This window comes from Flagellimonas halotolerans (genome assembly GCF_035818535.1).
Taxonomy (GTDB): domain Bacteria; phylum Bacteroidota; class Bacteroidia; order Flavobacteriales; family Flavobacteriaceae; genus Flagellimonas; species Flagellimonas halotolerans.
Genome location: NZ_JAYKYV010000013.1, coordinates 1 through 23,314 on the forward strand (window position 1 = coordinate 1; position 23,314 = coordinate 23,314).

At 35.5% G+C, this 23,314-nt stretch carries 21 protein-coding genes; 7 read left to right on the forward strand and 14 right to left on the reverse strand.

Going from position 1 to position 23,314, the window contains the following annotated elements; all coding sequences use genetic code 11:
* Positions 1-360: 360 nt before the first annotated feature.
* The 14 genes from VM932_RS13310 to VM932_RS13375 form a co-directional block, all read right to left on the reverse strand.
* Positions 361-1,824, reverse strand: a complete 1,464-nt coding sequence (locus VM932_RS13310; protein ID WP_326279251.1) for a hypothetical protein — start codon at positions 1,822-1,824, stop codon at positions 361-363.
* On the reverse strand, positions 1,814-2,113 hold the full coding sequence (locus VM932_RS13315) for a helix-turn-helix domain-containing protein (RefSeq protein ID WP_127136687.1): 300 nt from the start codon (positions 2,111-2,113) through the stop codon (positions 1,814-1,816). The genes VM932_RS13310 and VM932_RS13315 overlap by 11 nt, the downstream gene beginning before the upstream one ends.
* Before the next feature lie 149 nt (positions 2,114-2,262).
* The gene (locus VM932_RS13320; RefSeq protein ID WP_326279253.1) at positions 2,263-3,519 is read right to left on the reverse strand and encodes a hypothetical protein; all 1,257 of its coding nucleotides are present in this window, start codon (positions 3,517-3,519) and stop codon (positions 2,263-2,265) included.
* Entirely contained in the window at positions 3,516-4,220 is a 705-nt protein-coding gene (locus tag VM932_RS13325) for a M48 family metallopeptidase (RefSeq protein WP_326279254.1), read from the reverse strand. The genes VM932_RS13320 and VM932_RS13325 overlap by 4 nt, the downstream gene beginning before the upstream one ends.
* 4 nt (positions 4,221-4,224) lie before the next feature.
* Positions 4,225-7,476, reverse strand: a complete 3,252-nt coding sequence (locus VM932_RS13330; RefSeq protein WP_326279255.1) for a type I restriction endonuclease subunit R — start codon at positions 7,474-7,476, stop codon at positions 4,225-4,227.
* Positions 7,473-8,339, reverse strand: coding sequence for a DUF3800 domain-containing protein (locus VM932_RS13335; protein WP_326279256.1), 867 nt, complete (start codon positions 8,337-8,339; stop codon positions 7,473-7,475). The genes VM932_RS13330 and VM932_RS13335 overlap by 4 nt, the downstream gene beginning before the upstream one ends.
* A 57-nt stretch (positions 8,340-8,396) precedes the next feature.
* The gene (locus tag VM932_RS13340) at positions 8,397-9,167 is read right to left on the reverse strand and encodes a hypothetical protein (RefSeq protein ID WP_326279257.1); all 771 of its coding nucleotides are present in this window, start codon (positions 9,165-9,167) and stop codon (positions 8,397-8,399) included.
* Position 9,168: 1 nt separating this feature from the next.
* Positions 9,169-9,954 (reverse strand): hypothetical protein, encoded by a 786-nt coding sequence (locus VM932_RS13345; RefSeq protein ID WP_326279259.1) that lies wholly within the window; start codon positions 9,952-9,954, stop codon positions 9,169-9,171.
* A 9-nt stretch (positions 9,955-9,963) separates the two neighbouring features.
* Positions 9,964-10,305, reverse strand: a complete 342-nt coding sequence (locus VM932_RS13350; RefSeq protein WP_326279260.1) for a hypothetical protein — start codon at positions 10,303-10,305, stop codon at positions 9,964-9,966.
* Between the two features lie 11 nt (positions 10,306-10,316).
* A complete protein-coding gene (locus tag VM932_RS13355; RefSeq protein ID WP_326279261.1) occupies positions 10,317-11,507 on the reverse strand; it encodes a restriction endonuclease subunit S in 1,191 nt (396 codons plus the stop codon).
* Between the two features lie 10 nt (positions 11,508-11,517).
* Entirely contained in the window at positions 11,518-13,005 is a 1,488-nt protein-coding gene (locus VM932_RS13360; RefSeq protein WP_326279262.1) for a type I restriction-modification system subunit M, read from the reverse strand.
* Between the two features lie 2 nt (positions 13,006-13,007).
* Positions 13,008-13,580 carry a restriction endonuclease subunit S gene (locus VM932_RS13365; RefSeq protein ID WP_326279263.1) on the reverse strand — a complete coding sequence of 191 codons (573 nt, stop codon included), beginning with the start codon at positions 13,578-13,580 and terminating at the stop codon, positions 13,008-13,010.
* 174 nt (positions 13,581-13,754) lie between these two features.
* Positions 13,755-14,114, reverse strand: coding sequence for a hypothetical protein (locus tag VM932_RS13370; protein ID WP_326279265.1), 360 nt, complete (start codon positions 14,112-14,114; stop codon positions 13,755-13,757).
* A complete protein-coding gene (locus VM932_RS13375) occupies positions 14,101-14,745 on the reverse strand; it encodes a hypothetical protein (protein WP_326279266.1) in 645 nt (214 codons plus the stop codon). Before VM932_RS13375 ends, VM932_RS13370 begins: the two co-directional genes overlap by 14 nt.
* Positions 14,746-15,279: 534 nt before the next feature.
* Between VM932_RS13375 and VM932_RS13380 the strand changes: the two genes are divergently transcribed.
* The 7 genes from VM932_RS13380 (at position 15,280) to VM932_RS13410 (ending at position 23,205) form a co-directional block, all read left to right on the forward strand.
* On the forward strand, positions 15,280-16,614 hold the full coding sequence (locus VM932_RS13380) for a site-specific integrase (RefSeq protein WP_326279267.1): 1,335 nt from the start codon (positions 15,280-15,282) through the stop codon (positions 16,612-16,614).
* A 1,048-nt stretch (positions 16,615-17,662) separates the two neighbouring features.
* Complete coding sequence (locus VM932_RS13385) at positions 17,663-18,661, forward strand: TlpA disulfide reductase family protein (protein ID WP_326279268.1); 999 nt, start codon at positions 17,663-17,665, stop codon at positions 18,659-18,661.
* Between the two features lie 16 nt (positions 18,662-18,677).
* The gene (locus tag VM932_RS13390) at positions 18,678-18,980 is read left to right on the forward strand and encodes a hypothetical protein (protein WP_326279270.1); all 303 of its coding nucleotides are present in this window, start codon (positions 18,678-18,680) and stop codon (positions 18,978-18,980) included.
* A 125-nt stretch (positions 18,981-19,105) separates the two neighbouring features.
* A complete protein-coding gene (locus VM932_RS13395; RefSeq protein WP_326279272.1) occupies positions 19,106-19,654 on the forward strand; it encodes a GNAT family N-acetyltransferase in 549 nt (182 codons plus the stop codon).
* Positions 19,655-19,786: 132 nt separating this feature from the next.
* Entirely contained in the window at positions 19,787-21,313 is a 1,527-nt protein-coding gene (locus VM932_RS13400) for a dienelactone hydrolase family protein (protein ID WP_326279273.1), read from the forward strand.
* A gap of 87 nt (positions 21,314-21,400) precedes the next feature.
* Positions 21,401-22,588, forward strand: coding sequence for a serine hydrolase domain-containing protein (locus VM932_RS13405; RefSeq protein WP_326279274.1), 1,188 nt, complete (start codon positions 21,401-21,403; stop codon positions 22,586-22,588).
* Between the two features lie 56 nt (positions 22,589-22,644).
* Positions 22,645-23,205, forward strand: a complete 561-nt coding sequence (locus VM932_RS13410) for a DinB family protein (RefSeq protein ID WP_326279276.1) — start codon at positions 22,645-22,647, stop codon at positions 23,203-23,205.
* Positions 23,206-23,314 lie beyond the last annotated feature (109 nt).

Sequence of the window (23,314 nt, forward strand, 5' to 3'; positions counted from 1 at the left end):
CCCAAGAGAAAAAAAAATAACCAGCTCCACTAAAAAAGTGGCTTAATAACTTGTAATTTATTAGAGTATATGAAAAAAGGGTCAGGCTCTAGAAAAGCCCAACCCCCGTTATTTTCAACTTACACACTTATTGGGATAGTGTCAATGGAGAAGAAACATTCCGTAAGCGAATCGACTATTATCCAAAATACGAGTTAATTTCCAGTCATATTTGTAGAAGGTCATTTGCAACAAACCACTATGGTAAGATACCCAACAAGACCATCAGAGCCATTACGGGCCATAGCTCTGATAGTATGTTGGAACGGTATCTTAAACAAAGCCACCTTGAACATGTTATTGAACTAGAGGAATATTGGGCTAAGCAATTTTCTGAACTTTAGTGCTTTCCTCAGTAACTTGAAACCATGGTTCAAAAACTATATTTGGTGCAATGCCAAGCATTCCGATAAAAATATCCATCATCGTATCATGAACATATTTCATATTATCAACAGTACAAATTATACTATCATGAATAGTTAGCATAAATAAGTCAGGTCTTTCTTCTGCGATTGTTTTGGTGATTATATCAATAATGAAGTAGGCCTCAATATTCTGTAGGATAAGTGCAAAATCATTTCTGTTGAATTTCTTCTCTTCGTCCTTGAATTTTAGCATGTTAACTATTCTATTTACGCTATCTGGAAAAATTCTACGTATCTCCTTGATTCTCTTTTCATGAGAGTTTGGAGAGCAGTATAAGTACTCTAAAACAGCTTTTTTACAATAATCTCTAAGTGTTTTAAACTGTTTACGTTGCTTATAACCCTTGCTTAAAACATAGAATTTATCCTGTATATGGCCGTTCGGTCCTTGGATTTCTTCCAAAAATTCTTCCGAAAAATTGTTGCCTACATGCTCATATATATCATTAGTGAGTACTAAATCAATGAACTCGCTAAGTTCTTCGTAAACAGTGTTTTGCGGCGTTGACGGAATCGTAACAGTATACACTTCACTTATCTTCTCTCTAAACCTTCTCTTCAACCCACCAAACACTAACCCTTCTCCACTTGTGTTTATCAACTCACTTATCAACCCACAGAGAAAATATGGTTGTGATGATTTTAGGTCAAGTGACACTAACTTGTCTCCTTTAAAACTTAAGAATGGCCTTAATTCTTTAGGCAAGCTGGTAATTGTTGTATGAAGTCTTCTGTCTTTTGCCAATCTCCTATAGTATATAAGGCCGTGACTGAGCTTTTCACATATTAACATTCTCTGATACTTCTGACGAATACTTAGGTCTGTACTGTTAGTAATAAACTTCATTGCTGACTCGTAATCGAAACTGATTTGATTTGTGTTTAGCCACTTGGTCAGATGCTCTGTGGTCTCATCGGTAATTTCACATGTCCTGTTTTCGAAATCAACAAGGTTTTTCGTGAATTCTGTTTGAGAACATAAGTGCTTTACAATTTTAAGTTTTTGATTAACGGGGTAAATTACCTTATATCCATGAGATAGGTTCTTGTTAATTATATAAGGACGTTTACTTATGAAGTCATTGGATTCTAGAAAATCAATGTGCCTTTTATAATTCCAAAAGTACTTTTTGAGATAGCTGGCTTTTAAACGTACATGTCCTTTAGTAAGGTTATCTTTATGTTCAATTGATTTTTGCTCTATTAAATCAATTACAAAGACTAAATAATCAATGTTTAGATGATTTCGGCCTTTTGGATATTTCCTGTTATTTGTGTTCACAAGCTTCTTCATTTTCTTATATAAACCCTGTTCAATAAGCATGAAATATTCTCTGTTAGCTAGATTAACTCTCATAATCATTCTTTTTTAAATAGTTCAACAATTCACTTTTAAGGAACACGGTTTTCGTATTCAGACGTCTAACAGGAATAGCTCCCTTTTTGTTGAGTCTCCATAAAGTGGTTTTGGAAATCCTAAGAAGCTCACAGGCTTCTTTTGTACTTAATACTTCGTTACCATCGTTTTGAGTCTTAAACTCATACTTAGGTAGTACATCATGTAGCTCTTTGGCCACTACCTGCCCGATGATTGATACAAGACTTTCTTGCTCAATTCCGATTACTTTAAGGTCATTTTCCCTCATAATTACTTTTCGATTCTGGTTTGATTTGCAGAATCGTTTGCAAGAACTTTAAAGGGAAAACAGGGAGAAAAAAGGGAAGAATGAAAATGAAAAAAGCCACTTAAAAATTTATAAGTGGCTGTTTATTAAATATTTATGCATTCGTAAAGTTATGGGGTAGGTGTTGCCTTCAATTTTTCCCTTCGGATTTTTAGTTTATTAACCACTTTATCTACTGTGGTACTTAAAGTTGTAAAGGGATAATGCTTAGAATCTACCTCGTTTTTATTGGAATAATACTTTTTAAACTGATTTTTCCATTTGCCCAAATCTGTTGTTGCAGAAGAAAGGCTTAGATACAAAAATTCATTTTCAGTTTCGAATGACAAAGATTTATCCTCTTCGTAAAAATCAAAAATGTAAAAAAGATAGCAAAGCCTAAAGAATTCAACAGCTTTAAAGTCAATATGTCTTATGTTTAGACTGTTATATTCGTTAAAAGATAGAAGGTTAATCACTATACGGATTTCATCATTGTCAAATCCTTTGTGGGCAAGATAATTTACCAAAGGTTTGTTACGCTCAATTTGTTTATAGAAGTCCTCAGATTGCACAGAGTCTTCATTTTCATTTTCTCCTAGTAGAGCTGCATGATACTTATAAAGCATCAAGCTACAATCAGATGGAACCTTTAATGAAAGTATGTCATAGCTTAATTTTAAACGTCTACTTATCTCAACCCATAGGATTAATGTTTTCCTATAGTCGATATAATACCCCTTTGCATCAAAAAAGCCGTCAAATTGGAATGGTTTTTCTTCAACAACATTGAAGTAATTGCTTTTGGATTTCAGTAAACTGTTTTTTTGGAAATCTTCTTTAATGTTATTGGGAATAAGTTGCCTGCTTTGAAGAACATCATTAAAACGAGTAATCTTTTCTTCTAATGCCCCATGTTGTATTTGCCACTGGTGAACGAAAATTTGATGTACGTAAGAAATGTAAATGTTAGGGTTAATCTTCGATAATGCGATGTAACTATTAAAGGTTTCGCCTAATTCAAAGGTAGATATGTTTAAATTATAATTCCCATCCAAAGGATTGCCTTCTTCATCACAGTCTGTTGGGAATCCGAATTGGAAATTCTCATTGATGGCGTTAATCAATGATTGTTGTTCGTTCTTGGAGAGTAAGTCATCCAAGCTTTCGATTGTAGACTTTAACTGTGGGTTTATTTTCAACTTTTTTAAGAAACCCAGTTCTTGTCTTATGTAGTCTAGGTAATTAATTTTTTCTTTCCCATCAAATAGCATAACCATACTCTCTTGATTGAAGAAATATCCAATAGGGGACAATAGCTCATCTTGTTGTAGTAATAGAAAAACAACAAAATCCTCTAGGATTTCTGAAAGGGATAATCTGTTCATACCATCCATCTTTCTAGTTTATCTTTAGTTTCCTTCCAATCTGGATATAACTTTTCCAGAAGTTCGTAAAAAGCTGAACTGTGATTCAGGTACTTTAAATGACATAGTTCGTGTACAATAACATATTCAATACACTTCTTTGAAGTTTTAATCAATTCCAGATTTAAATGAATCTTTCCATCCTTATCGCAACTGCCCCATCGTTTCTTCATCCATCTATAAGCCAGTATTGCGTGACCGTCGAAAAGACTCTTTGCTAATGGGCGTTGTTCCTCAAAAAGTTCTTTAAAGTGTATTTCGGCTTTGTCCTTGTACCAACCTTTAATTAACTCTTCTACAGTTTTCTTATTTTCAGGATTCTGACAATATACTTGTAAATAACCTCCTGAAAGCTTTACTACTGCTTTTTCAGATTCGTGAAGTTTTAATCTATATTGTTTACCTAGGTATAGATGGGTTTCACCATTTACAAACCTTCGAGGTGGAGTAATTGGTTGAAATGAAAGAAAGAAATCCTGCTGCTTAACTATCCACGCTGCCTTCTTTCTTACTTTGTCACGAACTTTCAGTAAGTCGCTGTTCTGAGGGGCGGTTACTCTAACCGATTTATCTGGATATACTTTAATCCCAAGTGTTTTACGCTGGGAGAATTCCAAGTCATAGGCTATAAGGGTTGTTCCATACTGGATTTCATCTCTCATAGGACTACTTGTATTTTATTATTGCAACTTTTAGACAATCCTCGATTAGTTGGTCTATTTTGTCCCAGTTGGTATCCTGTCCGTATTTCTTAAGGAGTTCATAGACAATATCACCGAGAGCAATGTTTATTTTGCCTGTAATGTCTTCGTTTTTATCCCATTCTACAATCTTACTTCCATTTAGATAAATATGCTCTTTTACTGTTTTATCAATATCCAAACTAGTTTCAATATGAAAACGTGTCTTAAGCAATTCTACATCATCAAATGTTGTTTTACTAAAATTGTAAAAAGCTAAGCCTGCATCGTTGTTTGCTAATTCTTTTGGAGCATCATCTGACCGTCCGTGTAAAAACTTATCCTCTAACTCTTTTGCCTTTTTCAAAAACTCGGCCTCCGAAATACGCTTTTGGTAATATTCTTCAATGGTTTCTTTAATAAGCTCGGCCAGCTTTTTGTAATAAACTGGGTCTTCCTGCATTTTTACATTAATAGCCTTAATGGTTCTACTGGCAATATGGTCAGCCTGTGCAGCCTTACCAGTAATTTTTTCGATTTCGGCTTCACGTTGTTCTTTGTCAAAGATGTCAACCAATTCAGTTACTTTCATAATCTCACCCTCAGTTGAAATATGTTGGTTAATTAGTTTCTGAATTTTAGGTTCAAACTCTTTATAGGATAAATCGTCATTGTACCTACGCTTCACATCAACACGTAACTTAAGAAAGAACTTTGCATCTTTTTTGTATTGGGCTATCTTCTTTTCATCAGTATTGTTGGCGAAATCCACAGAGGACAAGGCCATCTTAAGTAATCGAGCAAATTGACTAAGCTTTTCATAAAATTTATTTCGGATGTCCTCTGGTTTTAGAAGCTCTTCATAAGCAGTTGGTTCAAGGTTTTTGTCTTTCAGCTCTTTAAAAATGTCCCAGACTTCGGAGTGAGCTTGTGGAAGCTTCTTTATTTCATCATCCAATTTGGTCAAAGTGCCTTCAAGTTCCTCTTCGTCAAAATCAGAAAGGCCAGAATAAGTGGCCAATGCATTATCTAAGTTTTCAAGATTGCCATAATAATCTACGATATAACCATAATCTTTTCCTGGGTATACTCGATTTACTCTCGCAATGGCTTGTAATAGGGTGTGTTCTTTCAATGCCCTGCACAAATAGAGTATAGTGTTGTTTGGAGCATCAAAACCAGTTAATAATTTAGCTACTACAATCAATATTTCTGGATGTTCCCTCTTCTTGAATTGGGTTATGACGCTCTTTTCAAACTTCTTTAAATCTCCATACTTATCTATCCTAGAGTTGAAGTATTCGTCTTCGATTCGCTTCTCGTCATTTGTGTTGTAAAACCCATCTTCGACACCTTCACGTTGGTCAGATTGAGTAACGATAACTTCTGAAGTAACCATTCCTATGTCATCCAAAAACCGTTTGTAAATTAATGCAGCTTTGATTGTTGGAGCGACCAATTGTCCTTTTGGTTTGTATTTGTCACCTTCAGTTTGAAAAAAGTTCCTGTAGTGTTCCGAAATGTCCCATGCTCTGGCGTAAATAACCTTTTCAGTTTTATTAAGTTCATTAATGGTGTTGAACTTTCTTTTCAGGTTTGCTTTACCATATTCGGATAGGGGTTCAGAAAGTTTGTCAAAATATCTATTTACAGGGTCTTCATCAACTGTAATTAGGTTGTGTCTACCTTCGTATAAAAGAGGTACTACTGCACCATCGTCAACAGCATCCTTAACGGTATATGGGAGACCTATATAGCCACCAAACTTGTGGGCGGTACTCTTTTCCCTTTTCATTAAAGGTGTGCCTGTAAACGCAAGAAAACAAGCGTTAGGAAAAACCTGTTGCATACTAACATTAAAGCTACCGTATTGTGTTCTATGTCCTTCATCAATCATGACAAAAATATCTGATGAAAGAAAGGGGTTCTTTGTTTGTTTAACGGCAGCTTCAAACTTGTTTATGATTGTAGTGATTATGGCATCACTTTTATCATTTAACAGTTCTGTTAGATGTGTGCCAGTTTTTGCTTGCTTCACCTCTTTTTGGCACTTTTTAAAGGTGTCTGAGATTTGGTCGTCCAGATCAATTCTATCAGTGACCAGAATTATTTTTGGGTTACTTATTTCGGGGTTTGAGGCAATCATTTGAGCCAACATAACCATGGTGAGAGATTTGCCACTACCTTGTGTGTGCCATATTACACCACCTTGCCTTTTCCCTAAGTTGTCAAAATGGGTAACTCGTTTTATGGTATCCTGTATGGCAAAAAATTGTTGGTAACGAGCTACTTTTTTAATGCCCTCATCATAAACGGTGAAATTCCTGATGATTTCCAGCAAACGTTCTTTTCGACATAGAGAATACAACAATTCATCTTGGTTGGTTGTTTCTCTTTTTTCCTTTTCCAGTCCATCAAAATAGGACTTTACATATTTAAATCTTCCAGAAAACAAATCGTTTTTTTGAACCTCTTTTAATGGCTTGTTTTTAACACTGGAAAGCTCATTGGCAAAATCCTCCTTATCTTGCTTGCTTGAAAACTGCTCTTTCCATTTAGACCAAAACTCCTTACTTGTTCCTGTAGTGCCATAACTGCTATCATTAGTAGCGATGCTTAACAGAAGATTGGAGTACATGTACAAAGAACGGATGCCAGATTTACTGAAATTGCGAATATGTTGTTCAATTGCAAGTTCCGTTGGAGATTTAGTGCCTTTTAGAGAGGGACTTTTGCACTCAATAATTACCATTGGAATTCCATTTACAAATAGCACTATATCTGGACGGTAAGTATCGGTTCTGGCAGTTCTTAGAACACTGTATTCCTCAGTAACATGAAAAATATTGTTTTCTAGGTTTTCCCAATCTATGTATTGTAACGTATGGCTTTTTTTATCTCCATCTATGCTTTGCTCCATAGCTTTGCCTAAAGTAATAAGGTCATAGAATGCAGCGTTGGCATTTAAAAAACCATCCTGAATAGGTAAATCTTTTAGGGCTAAAATGGCTGAATTCAGGTTTGCTTCTGAAAAAGGGTACTCCTTACCTTTGCGATAAATAGTATTTATTTCGTGCAATTGTGTTTTAAGAATATTTTCGAAAAGAACCTGTGATTTTTTACCTCCTCGCCAATCTAATGCTTGTTCAGGTGTAACATAGTTATACCCCATGTTGATTAATAGCTGTAAAGCTGGAATTTGGGATATGTGGTCTTCTAAAAAGGAGGGTGTTTTCATACTTTCCAGTTTTTATAACTCCAACCAGTTGGTTGCAGTTCTTTCAACAATAAGGTCAAGTCATCCTTGGATTTCGGATAAAGTGAGCTGTTCCTAATTCTTTGTTTGCCTATCAATTCGTAAAATCCCTCAATTACTTTTAATTCTCCTGCATAGCTCTCAGGTTTCCCAAATACAGTTAGTAACAAATATCTATTAACAATAAATGCTACTATATCGGCTAATTGAATTGCGGGGGAAAGATGTGATTTTGAAAAAAAAGGAACATCAATGATTTCACCAAGTCTTGGAGGCTTGATTTTTGCTCTAGGTGGTACTGTATGGCCAGTAAATCCATCCGTAAAGGATAGGTCATCGCCCAAAATTTTCAACAAACTCTCATCATGTTTTTTCTGTTCATCAAAAATGACAACCGTTTTACCTTTATTTTTTTTCTGATTTTGGTGTTCCCGTTGTAATGCGAGTATTGTATGTAGAGCACTTATTTCATAAGGACTACCCATATAGTTAGCGATTTTACACCCTGCGCTCTTTTTGTTGAAAAATTCCTCACTGTTGATTGGTGAAACAATGAATTTGCATCCTCTTGATTCAGACCATTCTAAAATTAACAACAATATTTTTTGCCTTGTTTTTGGAGGAACTTTCGACCAAGCATTTCTTCCACGATAGATATCAGCAGACTTTAGCTCGCTCAGAGGAATTCCTATTTTTTTAAGTTCATCCATTATAATGTTTTGTTCCTTTTGAGTTTTAAACAACCCATAGAAATCCATTATGACACCTGCCATAACCTGTACTGGTTGGTTGGGGTTAAACTTAATCCCGCAATGCCCGCTTTCATCTAAGTAACATGCTTTCATATGGTGAGCTTCTGGTTTAACTCCTAGTTTTTTCTATCGCTAATCCTTTAATTTCACTCATAACTCTATGGTTTCAATAATTTTTGCTCGTCCTTTCCACTCAATAATTGACTCATATTCAAACCCTTCTTGGTCATGATAGTATATTTTCATTTTAAAAACTAAATCTTTTGGATGCTTGACTAATGATTTGCCAGATAACTCAATCCTTGCGTCCTTTTTTATTTCTATGGGTTCTTTCCATTTTTTGAATTCCACCTCGTCACCTTCGATAAATTCGTATCCATCATAAAAACAAAGCTCACCTCGATTAGCTAGATTGAGCCAAATTTCATAACTGTAGCCTGCGTAACCACTGTTGGGGATATATAATCTCGGTTTTACCGAAAGCCTAAACCTTTTATTTTCAATTTCGGCAAGTGCTCCTGAGCCACTTCCTGAAGAGATGAAGGTTTGAAGCTCGGCGAAATAATCTCGCATGACCGTATTGCCCTCAGTAATTATTCCATTTTGTGCCTCAATAGCTACTACAATACCTGATAGCTTATCTAATTGTTCTTGTGTGTCTTTATCACTTTGCCTTAATTTATAAATTGAATAAAGAGTGTAAAATATTGTGATTGCACCTAAAAATATACCTACCCAGAGTCCTATCTGTTCACCTAGAGACATTGGTTCTTTGATAGTGTGAACTACTAAATTTTCATCAGGCTTTTTAAGTTTAACCAAGTTTTCAAAATGCATGTTAATAGTGTCCTGTATAGTTACTATGGTATCCTTAACAATCCCGTTTTTTGTATTTTTTAGTATGATGATTTTATCCTGCATGCTACTTTGATTTTCTTTTTATTTTGACGAGATAACACATTATCAAGCCTGAATTTTCAGCTACTTCATCATGTGAGGTAAAGTCAGGGTCGTATTTTTTTTCTAATTCAGCAAGAGCTGCTTCCTTAACTTCAATTGGATTAATCATGTATTCTAATGATTGATTTTTATTCTTAAAACAATCCAATATCATCTCCCATTTTGATAGTTCATTATATTTCATTTCGGGGATTTCGGAATCTTTTACAATTTGATTCGGCCTATCCAACTTTTTGAAGAATAAAACGTACCCTGCTCTAATTGAATTCTTTTCAATATCATCAGTTTGAACCATTGCCTCCGATAGTCGAACAATATCCTTTTCCACAATGGAGTTGTTTCGAACAAAGGACTTTATTTCTATACCCACTAAGGACATATGTTTTGGTTTTCTATATAGAAATGACCTATAGGGCTCTTTTGTTAGTGCAATATCAATTCTACCTGATTTGTTTTTTGGGGGATTATGATTTTGTCTTTTGAGTTTTTTGTCCCATGAAAATTCAGGGAAAGCACCGTTATAATAGTCGTTAATTGGGTATTCGAGCTGTACATGTATAAAATTGTCCCATCCCCAATCAAAAAGTTTTTTAGCAATATTTACAACTATTAAATATTCTATAAGCCTAGATTTAAAATCTGTTCTTTGGTAAGACAATCTTAAATTTTCTTCATAAGAATAGATGGCAGACTCAACAATCCTTTGTTCTATCTCATTATAGTATTTGTCTTGCCATTCTGTGTACATAACTTTAAGTTATTTCAGTTTTTGAAACTCTACTCTATCGCCATTGGCCAATTCCAATATTATCGTGTTCTCTAGTAACATCCATACTTTTAGAGATTGGTATTCAGGTTTATCTTCTGTATAGATTATATCGTCAATTTGAATTGTAAAAGTTGTATCAGGATTACTGATTAAATCTACAACAGCTCCTTGCCACTCATACCAAACTTTGTTTCCTTTTGCATCAGTTCCATAAATTGTAAAAAGAGACAGTCCTTTATCGTGTTTAGGGTCAAACATCCTGATATTGAAATCTATTGTAATCCCTTCATTTATGCACCGCCATATCCCCAAAATATCTTTTAACTCCATTTTCTTTAATTTTAATTAACCCTTATTTTTCCCGTTAACAATTGCTGCATCAGACCTTTTTTCTGCAATTGTAAATGCTTTAAATAGGCTTCTTGATACTCTATTTCTTTGTCTACTTCGTTGAGAACATTTGCAATTGCCTTTTGTTCTTCGATAGTTGGGATTGTCAATTTTAAGTCAAAGAAATCTTTCAGTCCAATATTTAATAATCCATGAGCACGACCACCCTCCTGAGCGATTCTCATAAGGTTTTTAACCATGAGACCTGCTTCAAAGTAGTTTAACAGGAAATCGGAGTCAATATTTTCCTTAACAGAAAAGCAAATGTATAATGTGGTTACTACGGCTTTGTCAAAATCATCTAACCTTTTAAAAGCTCCCATGGGGTAACCTGAAGAGTAACTTTTGTTATAAGCAAAATCCCCTTTTTTGATTAAAAAATATCCTGAGAGGGTTGAACTAGCAACTCTTTTATTAAAAAAATCTTCCTGTTTTACAAAACCTCTTTGAGCGGAAATAGTTACAACAGTATCATTTAATTCCTCATTTTTATTTGTTATTCTATCGGTTATTTCGCCTAACGTTATTTCTTTCCATTCCTTAGAGAATCCAGTCAACCTAATATTTCCTGTCAATAACTGCTGACTCAATCCTCTCTTACGAAGCTTTAATTTATCAAGCAGGTTTTGATACGATTTAATAGCTTTATCCCAATCTGAGAGAATAGAAGCTATTTTTTGTTGTTCATCTAATGGAAAGTCTGGTATTCTGAAATTACTTAAATCCTTCAGATTCAGAACAGGCTGGGCTCCACCAACTTGATTAATAAGAATTAGTTTTTTTATGTTTTTTTCTAAAAAATATTTTACAAATTGAGGATTAGCTCTTGATGGGTCAATGCTTATTCTAGATACTGAACGTGAAATGTTTGCTCCATCTAAACACTTAGGCACGACATCCATTGTTCCAATATTACCTCCCACAACCGTAATCAATAAATCTCCTTCCCTTACTCTAGAACGTTCATAAGGTTTATCTACACTTTTGGAAATTTTGAATATCTCATCTAAATCACACCACCCTTTTGAATAGTTTTGGCTTCTAATCATAAATATGCCATCATTAGAATACTCTCCTGGTTGGACTACTCCGTAGGTAATTCTTTTTCCTTGGTTTAGTAAGTCAGATATTTTATTGTCCAATGTCCTCATCTTACAACCCTAATGCTTTTAAATGCTGATTTAATTCTTGTTCAATGACTTCAATCTTTTTCTTGGTCATTTTTATTTCTTCATTTAAAGCTTGGATATCAACTGGTTCTTCTTCTTCAAACGTATCAACATACCGAGGAATGTTTAAATTATATTCGTTTTCAAGCAGCTCCTCTTTAGTTGCTACATGGCTATATTTATCAATTGTCTCCCAGTTTTTATAAGTGGTTATAATTTTTTCAATATTCTTTTCATTTAGAATGTTTTGATTTTTACCAGAATCATACTCATTGCTGGCATCAATGAATAGGACATCAGTATTGTTCCCTTTGTTCTTATCGAAAATTAAGATTGTGGCTGGAATGCCTGTTCCGTAGAATAGATTGGCAGGTAAACCGATTACAGCTTTTAATAAATTTTCCTCAATAAGTTGTTTTCTTATCTTCCCTTCGGAACTGCCTCTAAACAAAACCCCATGTGGTAGAACCACACCTGCTTTTCCATGTTCATTTAAGGTTTCAATCATGTGGGTAATAAAGGCGTAGTCGCCTTTACTCTTTGGAGGTGTGCCTCTGTGAAATCTATTATACTTATCTGAACTGGCATTCTCTGCACCCCATTTGTCCAAAGAAAAAGGAGGATTGGCAACTACCACATCAAACTTCATTAGTGCATCCCCTTCTCTGAGTAATGGAGTATTCAATGTGTCACCCCATTCAATACGAGCATTGTCCATTTCATGCAAAAACATATTCATTCGTGCTAATGCCCAAGTACTACCATTTACTTCTTGCCCGTTTAAGGAAACGTTCTTACTTCCTATTTCGTTGGCAACTTTGAGAAGCAATGAGCCAGAGCCACATGTTGGGTCGGATATTCTGTCACCAGCTTTTGCTTCAACGAGTTTTGCCAATAAGATGGAGACATTTTTTGGGGTGTAAAATTCACCTGCTTTTTTACCCGCATCCGAAGCAAATTTTTCAATAAGGTATTCGTACGCATCACCAATAATGTCGTTTCCTTCCAAATTTGAAGGTCTAAGGTTCAGCTCGACAAAGTCACCCAAAAGATTCTTTAAACGACGATTACGGTCTTTGGTCTGGCCAAGGTTGGGTTCTGAATTGTAGTCGATATTTCGAAACACCTTTTCTAGCTTTCCTCTATTTGCATCTTCGATGTTTTCCAATGCAATATTGATAAGCTCTCCTAGATTAGGTGCGTTTCGGTTTTCATATAGGAAATCAAACGAGCTTTCTTCGGGTATCTTAAATCGTTCATGCTTCATGGCACGTTCAACTCTTTCAACATCTCCGTTGTATTTTTTTAAATAATCCTCCCGTTTTTCATTGCTTACATCAGTAATGTACTTTATAAAGAGCATGGTAAGGATATAATCTTTGTACTGTGTGGCATCTATTGTGCCTCTGAAGGTGTCGCATGCAGCCCAAACCTTATCGTTGATTACACTTTGTGTTAATTTATTACTCATGATTATTTTATTTCTTGATTCATTATTCTGTTCACTAACCCTCGCTTCAGTGTTGTTCGTTTTTCCAATAGGTTTTTGGTTAGTTCTATATTCTCATCCAAAACCCGTATTAGTTCAATAATCTCCTGTTGTTTTTTGATAGGGGGTAGGGTAATGGTTATTTGCCCCAATTCTTTTTTAGGAATCGATGTAATTGTGGCACCAGCTCCAATAAGTTTTAATTCGTATTGAATTTTTTCTGAATTTAGGTAATAGGCTAAATATTCTCCTAAGACATAGTCGGTGTTAGGTCGTATGATGTAGAAAAGAGAAGAAGGGATGGCTTTACCAAAATTGGGGTCGTATGGCCATGCGAAAATACGATGTCCCTTGCCAGCTAAAATCAAATCATTCGGCTGCAAAAGGAATCTATCATTTTTGCCATCTAGTTCAACAAAACTTTCTTCAAACTTGGTTGGGTGATATAGGTTGTCAAAATGACCAGCATGCAAGTACTTAATACTACCTGTATGATGGGGCTTTTCGTAAAGCCCAAACTGGATGTCGGCGATATTTTGGAGTTTATGCTTAATCAATGTATATTTATTTGAAACTTTCTACAACGAAAATAGTAAAATATATTTGTAGAGTATTTCAAAAAATACAAACATCGATGAAATGTAATAAAACATCGATGAAATGATATATTATCTTCTGTTTGCACGTTTAACTGCCCATCTTTCTTCTGGTTCAAGCAAAAAATCTTCTCCTTACAGCATAAAATGAAGCCTAACAGTGCGATTTCCAACGCTACAAATTCTTAATAAGGTTAATCCATTCATTAGTTTGTCGTAAACATTGAAGCTTGAAACCTTTAGTTTGTGAAATGCAATACCAGAATCCTCCGTACCCTTCACTTCATATTCTAGCCTATCATTTGGAGTGTATACAATTAAATCTACCCCATCAACATTATCCTCAAATTTTGGATTTTCGTATATACTATTAAAATAGTATTTGGCAATCTGAATAGCTTTATGGCCTATATGTGAATTCTTTCCTTGTTTAGGGTATTCATTATTGAGGTTCTCAAATTGTTGTTGGGATAGTCTGAAATCAATTGTTTTCATCGAAGGCCTTTTCTTTTATTCCGTCAGTTATGGTTTTCCAAATTTCATTCCTTGCATCTGATGAAATTCTTGCTTGTGGGTGGGGAACGGCTCCAAAGGGATATTTTGAGAATAATATTCCTGTGTAACCGTAAACCGTTTTTTTGTTTACATCATCCCAAACAGAAAATTCTTGTTTGCTGGATATATGTTGCGAAAGAGCATAATTTGACTTGCCTAGCATCAGTGTCCATGGAGGATTTATAAAGTCCACATATTCTTTGAACAATGGATAAGCAAGTTCCCAGTCAGTGTTTTCTAGTTGGTGTGCTTTTGGTGTTCTGAAGAAACAAAAGTTGGAATAATTTAAATCCTCTATTTCTGAGTTTAGATATTCTCTAAAGAACTTTCTGCTATGGGATATAAATTGCCAGTTCCTTTTACGATGCTTTTCAGGATAGGCGGTCTGTTGGCCTATATTGTCCCCTCCCCAATTCAAACCGAAAAACAAGCCTTTGCTTATTTGAATAGGTGTTTCGCATATAGCTGAATTCCAATTTTTGTCTTGATGTTTTTCAAATGTCTTGCTTTTCAGAAATAATGCTCTGGTCTTCCCCATAAGCTGATGAAAGAATCGTTCTTCGCTGGTCATAAAAAGAAATTATATTTTTTGTGGGGGAATGTAGTCCACGTATAATGGTGGGATTTCTGGTAAGAAAAATAGTCATAAAATTTCAGACTTCATACTACGCACCATTGCAATATCGCAATTTAGGTTACCCCCTCCTTGCTTGAACGCCCATGTTCAACCCCCGCCCTTTGGTTTGATGATTGGGGGCTACCCCCAGTAAGTTTGTTGTATGGACTGATTGTTTTTGGATATTTCTGAGTGAAGTTAAAATATCGGGAAAATATCGGGCACAAAAAAAGCCATTCGACTGATTTTCAAGTGAATGGCTTCTGATTTAGTAGCGGGGACTGGACTCGAACCAGCGACCTTCGGGTTATGAGCTTCATAAGCTATAAGTTAAATAATACTTAAGTATTTGAAAATAAATAAAATACGATTTTTTAAATGTTAAAGAATATCAAATAAATCCATTTGAAATCAATTTATTCTGTACCTATTCTGTACCCCTTTTTTTGTTTAAAGTTGTACCTTTATTAAGGATTAAAGTTGAGGATTATGGCCAGTATTAAGATTGTTCGACGGAAAAATAAAGAAAGAAAGGACGGTTCTGCACCACTTGCATTGCGGATAAGCGATAATTACAGAACAAGTTATCGATTTTTGGGCCAGTACATTCTTGAAAAGGATTGGGATAAAAGTTCTTCTTCGGTTAAAAGATCACATCCTAATTATAAAAAGTTGAACAACTTTCTTATGAAAAAGGTTATCGAGGCGAATGATATCTACTTTGATCTGAAGGAAGAAGGCCTAACTCCAAAACAGGCCAAGCAAAAGTTAAAGGGCGTAGAAGGTGAGAAAGCATTTTTTGTTCTTGCTGCAGAACGTATAAAGGATAAATATGATAGGGGAACCATTTCTGTTGCCAAGGCAGAAATGTCAATTCTTTTCAATTTAGATGAATTTTTAAACCTCAAACATTCCTTGAAGAAAGATGAAGTCATTGAGGGCATAAAAAGCCGAAGAAAAAAGCGCATCAGCGATGGACGAAAATCGGAAACCGATTTTTATGATTCGGTACGTTATTTCAAAAACAAACCCTCACTTAGATTTAAGGATATCAATGAGCGCTTTATTGAAAAGTTCAAGAATTTTTGTGCTATTTATCTCGGGCACAAAGAACGAACGATAACCAATCAACTTATCTTTATCCGTACCTTGTTCAATATAGCTTTAAAAGATGGCATAGTTCCATCTGAATACTACCCTTTTGCTGGTGAGAAGGAAAAAATAAGGATTGGTTCAGGCCATAAAATCGGTCTAACGATAAAGGAAGTTCAAAGTATCGAGCAATTGGAGTTAGAGCTAGGGACCTCTATTTGGCACACTCGTAATGTATGGTTAATGGCGTTTTATTTTGCCGGAATACGTATTTCAGATATTGTTCAGATCAAATGGAGTGATTTTAAAAACAACCGCTTGTTCTATGTTATGAGCAAGAATTCTAAACCAGTAAGTTTAAAAATTCCAGCTAAAGCACAGACCATTTTGAATTTATACGCGAGTGGAAAAGAATTGAATAACGGCTATGTGTTTCCCTTTCTGAAGGATGTCAATCCCAAAGACACTAAAGCTATTTTTGTAAAAACAAGAAATGCTACTAAGCTGTTCAATAAATACCTTAGAAGAATCGCTAAACTTTGTGAAATAGATAAACCCCTTTCAAACCATATTGCGCGTCATAGTTTTGGAAATATTGCGGGTGACAAGATCCATCCCTTGATGCTTCAAAAACTATATCGACATAGCGATTTAAAAACTACCTTGAACTACCAAGCCAATTTTATCCATAAGGAAGCTGATGAAGCATTGGATAGTGTAATAAATTTTTAATGTTTAAATCTAAGCTGAAACAATTTGCATTTAAAAACTATAAAAATCCACAGTTCTGGTGTTTAAAATAGCGAGTAAAGCGTATTGGCATCTTTCCATCCATTAAAACAATACAGATTGATACCATGAAAACTGACAAGGAAACAATGAATGAAAGATATCGAGCTTTCAAGGAATAAATATTCCAATGGGTGATAAAGCCAACAAACTTTAAATGATGCCATAGAAGAAGCATGTATTATGCTTTTTAACCCAAATCTTACCCCAAAACTTTGCGCATGGACCCAGTTCCAATTTTATAGCATTCGGGAAGATAAGCGTGAATAAAATTGGAATGGGGCGCACAACCTATTTTCTCTGTTGCATTGGGATGTTCAGGAAAGGGGCAAATCTCGGGATACGTAGTAGGCCGAGTTTGAATAGCGAGAGGGTAGCACGCCAAGGCGGTGCTACGTATTCAAATTTCGCCCAAAGAGCCAGTGGAACCAAGGCTTTTCATCATTGAATCCCATTGGTCAAGCTTACATTTTTTGCTGTAAAACCCCTGTTAACCCTTAAAAACACTAAAAAGATTTACTGTAAATATTTGAGAACATTGACTGGAACAGCGGTTTCTTGTGACCGATTCGGATGAATGGACATGCCATTGATTTCCATTGATTCTTTTCAAGAAAATGGTTCAAATCCTATTAAATACCATATGGACAGGAGATAATATTGACCGTATTGGCCGGAGTATTATCTTTTGCCTTGCTCAGTAAGGTTAGTTTGGCAAGATTTGGGGCTTGCAGCGCGAAACTTGGTTTCGCTTGCCTTTGTATTGATTTTTCAATTAATGCTTATTTTTCTTAACCCATTCAATTGTTAAGATTCATTTTTCCTTTCTACATCAATAGTATACACTCCGACGTTTACTTAAGGATTGAGGTTATGGATAAGTACAATTACGTACCGAAAAGAAAATCAACATACCACAACGGCTTGATTTGTAAGAATAATATGTATTTTAATGCTTTGTAAGCACGATGACCATTAAGCATATTACTTCATGAAAAAATTATTAATTGGATTTGTAACATTTTTAATTTTCGCTTGTAATACAAGCCCACGTAATGAATTTCAATTAAACGGAATTACCAAAGACTTTGAAAATGGAACCGTTCTTTACTTTGATAATACTAGTACCGGAACATTGATCGATTCTGCGGTTATAGAAGAAAACACCTTTTATTTCAATACCAAATTGCCAAAATCACCTTTGCAAGTGGTTTTAAGAACCAAAGATTTTTCCCATTATCGGTTTTTATGGTTGGAAAACAACCCCATGACTTTTGATGCCAGCAATTCCGATTTTAGAAATGCCATTGTCACGGGTTCTGTTGAAGAGAACCTGAGTTACGAGCTGAGCAAGGAAACCGATACGCTTTCCCGGGATGAAAGGACAATAAAAGAACAACGATTTGTTGAGAAGCATCCAAACAGTATCCACAGCGCTTACGTTCTTTCTGTATATTCCACAACATGGGGTAAGGAAAAGACCAAAGAACTTTACGACAAACTTTCAATCGAAATCAAGCAAACGGAGTTCGGAAAGGAAATAGCCAACTACATAAAGCTAAACAAGAACCCCGAAATAGGGGATAGTTATGTGGATTTTGAAATGGAGGATCGCTATGGAGAAATAAGAAGACTATCTGAATTTGAAGGAAAATTGGTTTTGTTGGAATTTTGGGGCTCCGGTTGCCTTCCATGCAGGCAGGAAAATCCAAACTTGGTGAAAACCTATAGAAAATATCAACCCAAAGGATTTGAAATATTTGCAGTATCACAGGATACAAAAAAAGAAAACTGGCTTAGAGCAATAGAAAAAGATGGTCTTCCTTGGACCCAAGTGAGTGATTTGAAAGGCCAGAGTAATATTGCTTCCTTAATTTATGGAATCAGTTATATTCCTGACAATTTTTTAATTGACCAAAACGGCGTCATAATAGGACGGAATATCCGAGGGGATGACCTTGACAGAAAACTGGAAGAGTTATTCAATTAAGAAATTCAAATAAAAGATGAGTAGTTTCGAAAAACAGGTTGATAGAAATTTAATGGGGAAACGGCTGGAAAAGGAAGGAAAAATAAGAGAGGCTAAAGCTCTTTACGAAGCCAATATTTCTGAAGATTTTGAAGGAAGCTTTCCATACAGGAGATTAGCAATTATCTATCGAAAGGAAAAATCTGTTGTAGATGAAATAAGAGTTCTCAATAAAGCTGTAGAGGTTTTTAATTCCCTAGTAAAATTTGAAAGAAAGGATGTTCAGCCGAAATTAAAGGAATTCCGTGATGCTCTACAAAAAGCTAAATCAAAATTATAAATAGTCTATTTTATAGATGAGGATTAATTTTGATTGTAAAGTTAAAATTAGGGTAGTCTACTTGTTTGATGGAAAATGGATAAGGATACTAAGAATATATAATCCATAAACACATTGTGTTTAATATGAATTATCTACTGGAAGGTCAAGAAACAGAACGAATAAAATTCAGGAAGATTATGTTGTCTGATTTTAGTCATTGGTTGGAATTTCATAAGGATTCATTAACTTCTCAACATTGGTTTTCCGAATATGAGAGCCCAGAAATAGAATGTAAAAAATGGTATGACAAACAGTTTTATCGGTACAAGAGAGGTTTAGGTGGAATGAATGCCTTGATTGATAAAAAATCAGGAAGACTAATCGGGCATTGTGGGCTTTTGATTCAACATGTTGATGACAAACCAGAGCTGGAAATCGGTTATTCCTTATTGCCTGATTTTTGGTTCAAAGGATTAGCAACAGAGTCAGCAAAAAAATGTCGGGATTTCGCCTTTGAAAATAATTTATCCGACTCTGTCATTTCGATAATCAGTTTGACAAATAGACCATCAGAAAATGTTGCAACAAAGATTGGAATGAATATCGATAAGGTTACCGTTTACAAAAACAACAAAGTGAATATTTTCCGAATTTTTAAATCGGAATGGAAAGAATTAAAGAAGAACGATTAACACTTATTAAAACAACCATTGCCCTGATAGTTCAAATAAATGACAACCTGTTTTAGGTCCAGTTAAAGTCAGACTAATGTAAAAAAACGTAAAAATAAGCGAATCATTGATGGTGAGCACAAACTGAACATCATGAGATTGACAATTCTGCAGGTTTTAATATTTTTCTTAGGTAACCTAATTGCCGCACAAACCTCGCTCGAGGAAATTGACCTTGAAAATGGAGCATACAAGGTTGGATTTCGACACTATACAGCCAATGACAGCACACGAACTTATAGTAGAGTCTTTGACTACACCAACAAAAAGTTCCCAAGACCAATTCCCGTAAGCATATGGTATCCTTCTAAGCAAGACATGGTTAACAGAGAGCCGCTGACAGTTTTAGATTACCTTGAAATTTTAAAAGAAGAAGAGGAGTGGGAACACCTACCCAATGAGCAAATACTGAATTGGTTTTATTATGCCAACACCCCCGCCAACCAAAAACACCTTTTGGAAACCACGACAGCATACGTTGGTGCAGGATTTGCAAAGGGCAAATTTCCCGTAATCATCTATGCACCCAGTTTCCAAGCTTCCTCCATTGAAAACTTTGCACTCTGTGAATACTTGGCCAGCCATGGTTTTGTGGTGGTATCCGGTCCGAGCAGGGGAACGGAAACCCGTTGGTTCAGCAATAACAATGCGAAAGAAATGGAGACCCAAGCCAGAGACGTTGAGTATTTGATGAAGGAGATAGGTAAGTATCCATTTGCGGATGATGATATTGCAATTATGGGTTTTAGCTTTGGCGGCCTGTCCAATATCCTGGTGCAGACACGTAATGACAAAGTAAAGGCCGTTGTCAGTTTGGACGGCACTGAAAGATACCAGTATGGCCTACTTACCCAATCACCCTTTTTCGATCCCTTTAAAATGGATGTCCCCTATATTCACATGGCACAAAAAGACATTCCTGAAATTGTCCTGAAAGAAGACAATATTGACGCTGCGCTGAACACCGAATTCAAATTGTACGATAGTATAACAAAGAGCATAGCATATCGGTTAAAGTTCCAAAACCTGACCCATAGCCATTTTAGCACGTTGGGCGTTCTTTTTGCCAATCGGGATAAGAGGCAGGATAAAAGCGATCCAGAGATAATGGAATCTTACAAATGGGTCGCTAGGTATGCCCTGCAATTCTTGGAAGCTACTTTAAGAAAGGATGATAATGCCAAAAAGTTCATCGATAATTATCCGCAGGACAATGGAGCTGGAGATGACTTAATAATGCTACAAATCAAGCAGCCAGAAAAAGAGGGGTACACCTTTCAGAATTTTAATGATCTGGCCTCAAAAAGGAATTACAAAAACTTGGTTCAACTCCATGATTCCATCCTAAAAAACTATCCTTCGTTCAAAATCCCGGAAGGTCATTTGAATACGCTCGGCCTACAACTTGTTTTCAATCCAAAAACATCCGATCAAGGCATACAGGTTTTTCTATTGGGGACAAAACTCTATCCCAATTCTGCCAATCTTTATGATAGTTTGGCAGAGGGCCATCTATTTATGGGAAATGACGAAATGGCAATTGAAAGCTTTGAAAGATCTTTGGAGTTGAATCCACAAAACCAGAATGCCATCAGCCGATTGGAGCAGATCAAGAAATAGGCTAATTAGAAATAAGGATATATTTTATTGGGTCACCACAGTTGATAAAAATGTTCATACAGATGGCCTAAAATTAAAACTGCCGATTTGTTAACTCTTGTTTTAATTGAATTGTTTAATACTGCATATATTGGAAATATGTTTGACTATGGCATAAATCTACAAAATGGTAATTCGAGGCGTTTTATCGTGACCATTATATTTCTTTTTCTTTCAACCAACATTTCTTTTGCGCAGGTTGAAGATGAAAAACTTGCTGATATTCTTGATTATCTTGAAGAGTTGTCCTATCCCGAATTTTCTGGCGTGGTCTTACTTGCGAAAAGCGATAGCCTTCTATTTGAAAAGGCTTATGGGTATTCAAGTATAGAATATGAAGTAAAAAACACTGTCAATACACTTTTCAATGTAGCATCAATAACAAAGACAATGACCGCTGTGGCAGCTCTTCAATTGGTTGATAATGGCCTATTGGATTTGGATGCTCCATTGGGCAAGTATTTGTCGGATTACCCAAATCCGACTGTACGAGATTCCGTAACCTCATATCAACTGTTGACCCACACCGCAGGGTTGAACAATTTTTTAGTTGATGATTTTAAAGATATGGGGAAATTAAACCTAAAGGCTCCCAAGGACTATTTGCCATTATTTGCATCCAAGCCACTTTTGTTTACCCCTGGATCTAAATATTCATATAGTGCTGCGGGATATGTTGTTCTTGGTCTCTTGATTGAAAAACTGAGTGGTGAGAGCTATCATAAATACATGAACCATAATTTGTTTAAAAAGGCTGGGTTGAAAACTACAATTGCCATACCGATAGATTCCATTGTCAAAAACAAGGCAAGTGGATATACCAGCTATTTTGGAGAATCCGCCCATTTGAGCAAGAACGATCCCTATCTTGGATATGCAAATCCAGCCGGATTTTATTATTCCACCGTCAATGACATTTATATGTTTTTTGAAGCTTTGAAGAATTATCGATTGATCTCTAAACCTTTGACTAAAAAAATGATGTCACCACTGGTAAAAGGATATTATACAGATTATGGCTTTGGGATTTCAGTAGATGAACGATGGGAACAAACCATTATTGGCCATACTGGTGGTTGGTATGGAGTTCAGTGTGAGTTGATGTATTTTGAGAAAGATAAAATCACAGCAGTGATACTTTCAAATGTCGATACAGCCGAAGGTGAGGGAATGAACAAAATTTCAAATTACATTAAGCATGTTTTGGCGAATAAAACAATTCCAAATTCTAATTAAACTATATCTGTTCAAAGGATAATAGTTTATACATTGGAATATATAAACTCTAGCGAATGTCAATAAAAACAAATAAAATGGGAGAACTTCAAACCCTATCAAAACAAACTGAAAGTGCATTTGAGTGGACAAACAAACTAGTTGTTTCAATACCAACGGAGAAATGGGACACAATTGCTGAAGGAATTGAATCAAATATAAGCTGGCAGGTTGGGCATCAAATAATCAGTATTTACTACCATACGATAATGACTACAGTTGGTCATATTCCGGAGTTAATTGAAAATCTGAATTTACGCCTTTATACAGAAATCTGTAACTACAATACTTTTGCAAAGGATATGGTCGGAAGGGCGGAACCCAAGCAGTTAATGGAGCATTTGAAAATAATGCAGGAACAATCTTTGACGGTCATAGGTTCATTATCAGAAAACGATTTGCAGAAAACCGTTGAACCAACCAAAGTTCCACATCCAGTGGCAAAAATCAAGTTTGAGGCGATTGATTGGAATATTAAGCATACGATGTGGCATTGTGGCCAGATAGCTACCATAAAACGGATTGTAGATAACTCTTATGATTATGGTATTAAAAGACCGAAAAATAGAGAAAGTTGAATAAATAAAAGTTGCAAAAATAAAGACCTGACTTGACCCAATTTCGAATAAAGGTTTTGTCTACCAGCATAATAGTCGAGCTCCAATTCATTAAATAGATGGTATCACA

Coding starts and splice junctions, on each gene's coding strand:
- VM932_RS13310 (WP_326279251.1), bottom strand. CDS start 1,824: ATGAGAGTTAATCTAGCTAACAGAGAATATTTCATGCTTATTGAACAG.
- VM932_RS13315 (WP_127136687.1), bottom strand. CDS start 2,113: ATGAGGGAAAATGACCTTAAAGTAATCGGAATTGAGCAAGAAAGTCTT.
- VM932_RS13320 (WP_326279253.1), bottom strand. CDS start 3,519: ATGAACAGATTATCCCTTTCAGAAATCCTAGAGGATTTTGTTGTTTTT.
- VM932_RS13325 (WP_326279254.1), bottom strand. CDS start 4,220: ATGAGAGATGAAATCCAGTATGGAACAACCCTTATAGCCTATGACTTG.
- VM932_RS13330 (WP_326279255.1), bottom strand. CDS start 7,476: ATGAAAACACCCTCCTTTTTAGAAGACCACATATCCCAAATTCCAGCT.
- VM932_RS13335 (WP_326279256.1), bottom strand. CDS start 8,339: ATGAAAGCATGTTACTTAGATGAAAGCGGGCATTGCGGGATTAAGTTT.
- VM932_RS13340 (WP_326279257.1), bottom strand. CDS start 9,167: ATGCAGGATAAAATCATCATACTAAAAAATACAAAAAACGGGATTGTT.
- VM932_RS13345 (WP_326279259.1), bottom strand. CDS start 9,954: ATGTACACAGAATGGCAAGACAAATACTATAATGAGATAGAACAAAGG.
- VM932_RS13350 (WP_326279260.1), bottom strand. CDS start 10,305: ATGGAGTTAAAAGATATTTTGGGGATATGGCGGTGCATAAATGAAGGG.
- VM932_RS13360 (WP_326279262.1), bottom strand. CDS start 13,005: ATGAGTAATAAATTAACACAAAGTGTAATCAACGATAAGGTTTGGGCT.
- VM932_RS13370 (WP_326279265.1), bottom strand. CDS start 14,114: ATGAAAACAATTGATTTCAGACTATCCCAACAACAATTTGAGAACCTC.
- VM932_RS13375 (WP_326279266.1), bottom strand. CDS start 14,745: ATGACCAGCGAAGAACGATTCTTTCATCAGCTTATGGGGAAGACCAGA.
- VM932_RS13380 (WP_326279267.1), top strand. CDS start 15,280: ATGGCCAGTATTAAGATTGTTCGACGGAAAAATAAAGAAAGAAAGGAC.
- VM932_RS13385 (WP_326279268.1), top strand. CDS start 17,663: ATGAAAAAATTATTAATTGGATTTGTAACATTTTTAATTTTCGCTTGT.
- VM932_RS13390 (WP_326279270.1), top strand. CDS start 18,678: ATGAGTAGTTTCGAAAAACAGGTTGATAGAAATTTAATGGGGAAACGG.
- VM932_RS13395 (WP_326279272.1), top strand. CDS start 19,106: ATGAATTATCTACTGGAAGGTCAAGAAACAGAACGAATAAAATTCAGG.
- VM932_RS13400 (WP_326279273.1), top strand. CDS start 19,787: ATGAGATTGACAATTCTGCAGGTTTTAATATTTTTCTTAGGTAACCTA.
- VM932_RS13410 (WP_326279276.1), top strand. CDS start 22,645: ATGTCAATAAAAACAAATAAAATGGGAGAACTTCAAACCCTATCAAAA.